At 58.8% G+C, this 5,343-nt stretch carries 7 protein-coding genes; 4 read left to right on the plus strand and 3 right to left on the minus strand.

Annotated elements, in window-relative coordinates:
* Positions 1 to 390 (minus strand): substrate-binding domain-containing protein (locus EN893_RS17180; RefSeq protein ID WP_164900928.1); only part of this gene is annotated, 390 nt, incomplete at its 3' end.
* A 413-nt stretch (positions 391 to 803) separates the two neighbouring features.
* On the opposite strand from EN893_RS17180, the gene EN893_RS17185 reads away from it, so the two are divergent.
* Both EN893_RS17185 and EN893_RS17190 read left to right on the plus strand, forming a co-directional pair.
* A complete protein-coding gene (locus EN893_RS17185) occupies positions 804 to 1,037 on the plus strand; it encodes a hypothetical protein (protein WP_127270217.1) in 234 nt (77 codons plus the stop codon).
* Positions 1,038 to 1,156: 119 nt separating this feature from the next.
* Positions 1,157 to 1,354: a hypothetical protein gene (locus tag EN893_RS17190; RefSeq protein ID WP_127270219.1), complete on the plus strand. Its 198-nt coding sequence runs from the start codon at positions 1,157 to 1,159 to the stop codon at positions 1,352 to 1,354.
* 108 nt (positions 1,355 to 1,462) lie between these two features.
* On the opposite strand, the gene EN893_RS17195 is transcribed toward EN893_RS17190, so the two are convergent.
* The gene (locus EN893_RS17195) at positions 1,463 to 2,419 is read right to left on the minus strand and encodes a hybrid-cluster NAD(P)-dependent oxidoreductase (RefSeq protein WP_206517159.1); all 957 of its coding nucleotides are present in this window, start codon (positions 2,417 to 2,419) and stop codon (positions 1,463 to 1,465) included.
* A gap of 212 nt (positions 2,420 to 2,631) precedes the next feature.
* On the minus strand, positions 2,632 to 3,489 hold the full coding sequence (locus EN893_RS17200; RefSeq protein ID WP_127270220.1) for a LysR family transcriptional regulator: 858 nt from the start codon (positions 3,487 to 3,489) through the stop codon (positions 2,632 to 2,634).
* 134 nt (positions 3,490 to 3,623) lie between these two features.
* On the opposite strand from EN893_RS17200, the gene EN893_RS17205 reads away from it, so the two are divergent.
* Together EN893_RS17205 and EN893_RS17210 are read left to right on the plus strand one after the other, a co-directional pair.
* Positions 3,624 to 4,706: an amidohydrolase family protein gene (locus tag EN893_RS17205; protein ID WP_023809365.1), complete on the plus strand. Its 1,083-nt coding sequence runs from the start codon at positions 3,624 to 3,626 to the stop codon at positions 4,704 to 4,706.
* A gap of 11 nt (positions 4,707 to 4,717) precedes the next feature.
* Positions 4,718 to 5,071, plus strand: coding sequence for a Rieske (2Fe-2S) protein (locus EN893_RS17210; RefSeq protein ID WP_023809364.1), 354 nt, complete (start codon positions 4,718 to 4,720; stop codon positions 5,069 to 5,071).
* Positions 5,072 to 5,343: the final 272 nt, after the last annotated feature.

Consider the following 5,343-nt stretch of genomic DNA (forward strand, 5'->3'; position numbering starts at 1 on the left):
GGCCTGTTCCGGGTCTATGGTCGAGTCGATGTTGACGATCGGCTTCTTCTTCTGGGCGACCGGCACCAGCGCCTGGACGAGATTGGAGACGCTGATCGGGTTGACCAGGTAGCAATCGAAATCCTGCATGGCCATGGCGGTCAGGCGGTCGGCCTGGCCGGTGGCGTCACCCATATTGGCGGCGGCCTGGACGCTGACATTCACGCCGTTTGCCTTGGCCTGTTCCTCGATGCCCTTCTGCATGGTCTGGAAGAACGGATTGTCGAGGCCTTTGACGATGGCCGCGACTTTCGCCGTATCCTCGGCATGGGCGGGCGCTGCGACGATGGCTGCAAGCATGCCTGCGCCAAGCAGGTTCGTGCCAAGCTTCAGGCAATTGAACATACGCATGGTTTTTCCTCCTCCTGATTGTTTTTATGGGCTGCATCAATGTCGCTGTCCGGTGACTGCAATGTTAGACGGCGCGCAAGCGACCCCGGCGCCTGGCGCGATGGTTCGCCAACAGATTGCTGCCCGCTTTGGAATGTGCGGACTGCAGCCCAGGTCGGGCACTTTTCGATGTCAGGCATTGCTCCTCCCAGAGCGCCGGCCGATGCCAATCCGGCATTTGCGCATGTTTTATAAAAAATTGACACGCGTCAAGATTTAAAAGTGGTGCGTAGCGATTTTGGCTATGCACCCTGGGGGCATGACTGCCCTGCCGGCATGCGCTACAACCAACGCGCGAAAAAATGTGCCGGCCTGGGGAACCACTTGGGGATAGCGGCGTTAGTCGCTACTTTTGCGCAAGAGGGAGGTTTCGGGTGAGGCGTTTAGAGATCCTGGAAGAACCAACGGGTACATTTTCGATTTTCGACGCGATCACGGGGTTGCCGGCAATGGTCGAAGAGGGCGCATGCACCGGGCTTTATCGGCACGAAGTGCCGCAGGAGCTGCTTGCAGCGGTTGAAACGGTCCAACCCGGCGATTTTTCGCCGCTGCCTTCATTGGCGGCTTTGAACGACTGGCAGGTCGATAAAGACGATCTGCTGGCGTGAGCAAAGCCGCCCGGGATCGCATCAAAAAACATACCGTATAGGAAATCACGCCCTGTTGTCGAAAGCGGTGGTGAGGCATGGAAAGCAAGGGGAGGTTGCAGTGCGTCGGGAGGTGAAGCATGTCTGATCAGGACGAGCTGATCCGGGCTGCCATCGGACGGCTGCTCGCCGAGAAGACAGGCGCGGCCGTCATATCGATGAGAGAGAGCATTACCGAGCTTCTGGCGCTGACCGGTGCCGCGCTGGACGACAGACTGCAGGACCTGCTGCTGGAAATGGCCGAAGTCCGTGGCATGATGGTTGCTCTCGACTTCTGAGCAATATCGGCTGAGGTCGATGCGCATCAGTCCGCTACGCCCGCAACGCCTTCACCGGCAGTTCAACACTTACTGCGCCGGCTTCAATGCTGAACCAAGCACCCGGGGTTAAAGATCGAGCGAAACCGCGCCCTGAGGGTGGCTGCAGCATGCCAGGACATAGCCGGCCGACTTCTCTTCAGGGGCCAGCCCGCCGAGATCCTCCATGGCGACTTCGCCGGACAGCTTGGCGATGCGGCATGTGCCGCAAACTCCCTGCTGGCAGGCGGTTGGGACGTAGACGCCACATTGGCGCGCCGCCTCCAGCAGCGTCTCTCCGGGCAAGCAGTTATGCACGATCCCGGAGCGGACGAAACGGACCGAAGATGGTATTGTCGGGGCCGGTTCCAACTGGGGGCTGCTGCCGCCGCCGAAGCTCTCCTGGTGGTACCGTGACGGAGCCACGCCAATCGCATCCAGGCAGGCACGTGCGGCTTTCATGTACGCTTCAGGGCCACAGGCAAAGATAGTGCGGTTGTGGAGATCGGGAACGAGGGTCAGCAGCATCTGACTGTCTATTCTGCCAGTCGGCCCCCTCCAGGTGGGATCTTCCTGGCTACAAACGCACGTTACTTTTACGTTGGGAAAGCGAGAGGCAAGTGCGTCCAATTCCCGTCGAAAGACTATATCACCAGGCGTTCTGGCACTATGAACGAATGAGATATCCTGGTCGGCCGCGCGGTCGGTAAGCGCACGCAGCATGGACATCACCGGCGTTATCCCGCTGCCGCCCGAAAGGAAGAGCGGCTTTTCATAGGGTAGGTCATCGAGATTGAATGAGCCGAGCGGCCCTTCGATCTCGATCTCGTCGCCCGCCCCCAAATTGTCGTGGAGCCAATTCGAAACCAGGCCGCCCGGTGTTCGCTTCACCGTGATCTGCAGGTCGAGCGGTCGCGTCGGTGGTGACGAAACAGAGTAGGAGCGCGTCACCGCGGCACCCTCGATCTTGAGGTGCACGAGTACATACTGGCCCGCGCTGAAGCAGAACATCCGATCCGTCGGGGATGTGAAAACGAAAGTTTTCACATCGGGCGTTTCCTCGATTACACGACGGCAGAGTACAAGCTGCGATGTGGTTTGTGCCCATTGCCGATGATGCCTCATCGGCAGGAGGTCGGGGGCCCCCAAGGAAACGTGTGCGTTCATCATTCATCTCGGTTCGAAGTCGAACCCAAGATGCCAGTTCCAGGCCCCCCGCAACAGAAGCATCCCTCCCGAGTTATGATCGATTATTTCGATTACATATCCAGTGACATCACGGCAACGTGAAGGGCGCGGATTCCCTTGCGGATGATCGGTTCGTGTTTGCGGCGCGCCAGGATGGCCGTGTGGACCGGCTGATGCAGCGTCGGAGCGCCTTCGACGATGAACGATGGGCGTTCGAGGGCGAACCTGCGCGCATCGTCACTTCTCATATAGCAGGTGCCGCCCGTGCGCCGTAGCATCATCTCCGCCAAGGTTTCCGATCCCATGGAAAGGCGACAGATCGCCAACTCGCCGAGCAATTCGGCATGGGCCTTCTCCAGCAGGACCGTATAGCCCGGACGAATGTAGGTTTCGGGGTCGACCTCGGAGAGGGTTCTGGCCACCGTGGAAACCATCACATATTCCTCAACCATCAAATGCTCATAGGAGATTTCGGGTAGGTATCGCGGGGCGTAAAGCACTGCGATATCGAGATTTCCCATGCTCAGGTCGCTGACCATCTGGTTTGAATAATCCGACTCGACATGGATCGACGATTTGGGAAGAGCCTGACACAGCGTCTCCACCCAACCCGGCAAAACCGAGCGGGTCATCCCGACCTGCGCGGCGACGCGCAGGGTTCCTTCGAAACGATTGAACGCCCGGACATCGTGGCGAGCCTGCGACCATGTGGACAGCAAGGATCTTGCATAAGCTTCGAACCGGCGCCCTGCGGCGGTCGGCTCCGCCCCGGCGCGTCCGCGCTGAAACAGTTCGGACCCGATTGCGCTCTCGAGGTTCTTAACGCGGGTGCTGATCGTCGACTGGGTCAATCCTAGCCGATCCGCGGTGCGATTGAAGTTTCTCGATTCGATGATGTCGAGAAAGGTCTCGATGTGATCAAGTTGCATGAAATCTCCAATCGAAAAACTCGATCATATTCCACGTATCATAAGCTTGATCAAACAATACTCAAGGCGGAAGCTGCAGCAGATCAACGGCCGGCAGCGCCGCCGGGACGAGATACGGATACGGAGCGGAAGAAGTGTTCATAGTCGACTGCGACTGTCATAATTACTGGTCAAGCGCCACCGTGTTGGAGCCCTATCTCTCCGGCTTGTGGAAAGACATGTTCATCGAGGGCGAGAAAACAGGTCCCGTTGGCGCCTTTCCGCATGGCCATCGGCCCTGGTTCCACCCGCAGGACTTCTCCCGCAAGGACATCCGTCCGAAAACGGAAGCCGACAACTATCTCATCATGAAAGAGAAGCACCTCGACAAATACAAAGTCGACGTGGCGATCCTGACCGGCGATGAGCCTATCGAGGCGTCGACCCTGGCTAACCCTTACTATGCCAGCGCTCTGGTCAGCGCGTACAACGATTATCAGATCGATCAGTGGTTGCCGAAAGACGATCGTTTCATGGGCTCGATCATCATCGCGCCACAGGATCCGAAGCTCGCTGCCGCCGAGATTCGCCGTCTTGGCAGTCATCCGCGGATGGTCCAGGTTCTCGCCTCCCAGGGGTCCGTCAAGCCGTATGGCGACCCGTTTTACCACCCGATCTACGAAGCCTGCGCGGAAGTGGGGTTGCCATTCGCCATTCATCTGGGCGGGCATGGCGGCGTGAATTCAACTGCCATTGCTCCCGCCCCGACGACATTCTTCTGGGAAACGCATGCCATTCTGCACATGTCGGCGATGTCGCACGTGGCAAGCATGATCGCCCATGGCGTCTTCGAGAAATGGCCGGACCTCTACTTCGTGATCATCGAATGCGGCGTCGCCTGGGTTCCGTCGGTCCTTTGGCGCCTGGACGCTGATTACAAAGCGCTGCGCAAGGAGACGCCATGGCTGAAGATGCTGCCGTCTGAATATTGCCGGCGCAACATCCGCTTTTCCACGCAGCCGCTGGAGCAGCCTGCAAACATCCAACATCTCTGGTCCACGCTCGAAGCGATGGACGGAGAAAACACGCTGATGTTTGCATCGGACTATCCGCACTGGGATTACGACGATGCCAACACGCTGCAAATCCCTCCTGCCTGGAAGAGCAAGATCATGGGACTGAACGCGCTGGAAGTCTACAAACGCATCCCCCGCGCGCAAGCCGCGAATGCCGCCTGAGGAAGCATACGATGCCCGAGAAGACATATATCTGCCGCGTCGACGAGATCGAAACAGGGTCTCCGTTCATCGCCAAGATACGCAGCCTTTCGGTCGGGATTTTCCGCATCGGAGATTCATTCCACGCGCTGCTGAATGTCTGTCCGCACCGTGGCGCTCCGCTTTGCGAGGGGCCGCAATGCGGCACAACCGCGCCCGTTGAACAGGCGCAATTCATCTATCATCGCGAAAACGAGATCGTTCGATGCGCCTGGCACGGCTGGGAGTTCGACATCAAGTCAGGCGCGGCCTTGGTCGATCCGTCCGTTCGCGCGCGCACATTTCCAGTCACCGTCGAAGCCGGCGGCATCTACGTGACGGCCTGATTGGCGCAAGCCGATTGGGATTGGAAAAATTCGAAGAAAGGTGGCGGGAGCCGATAAGCAGATTTGTTCGCCGGTGCTTGACGAGAAATAACGCGGGGAATTCCGCAATGGGAGAGTCAAATGTCAGAATCTGAATACAAGCTTGGTATCGCGCAAAGCCTGATCGGAGGCGGCAAGGTTCCCCGCCGCGACTTCATTCATCTTGGGCTGGCCGCGGGCCTGACGGTTGCCGCCGCCGACCGGCTGTTCGTGAGCACGGCGCGGGCCGAACC

It is taken from the genome of Mesorhizobium sp. M7A.F.Ca.CA.004.04.2.1, assembly GCF_004022825.1.
Taxonomy (GTDB): Bacteria; Pseudomonadota; Alphaproteobacteria; order Rhizobiales; family Rhizobiaceae; genus Mesorhizobium.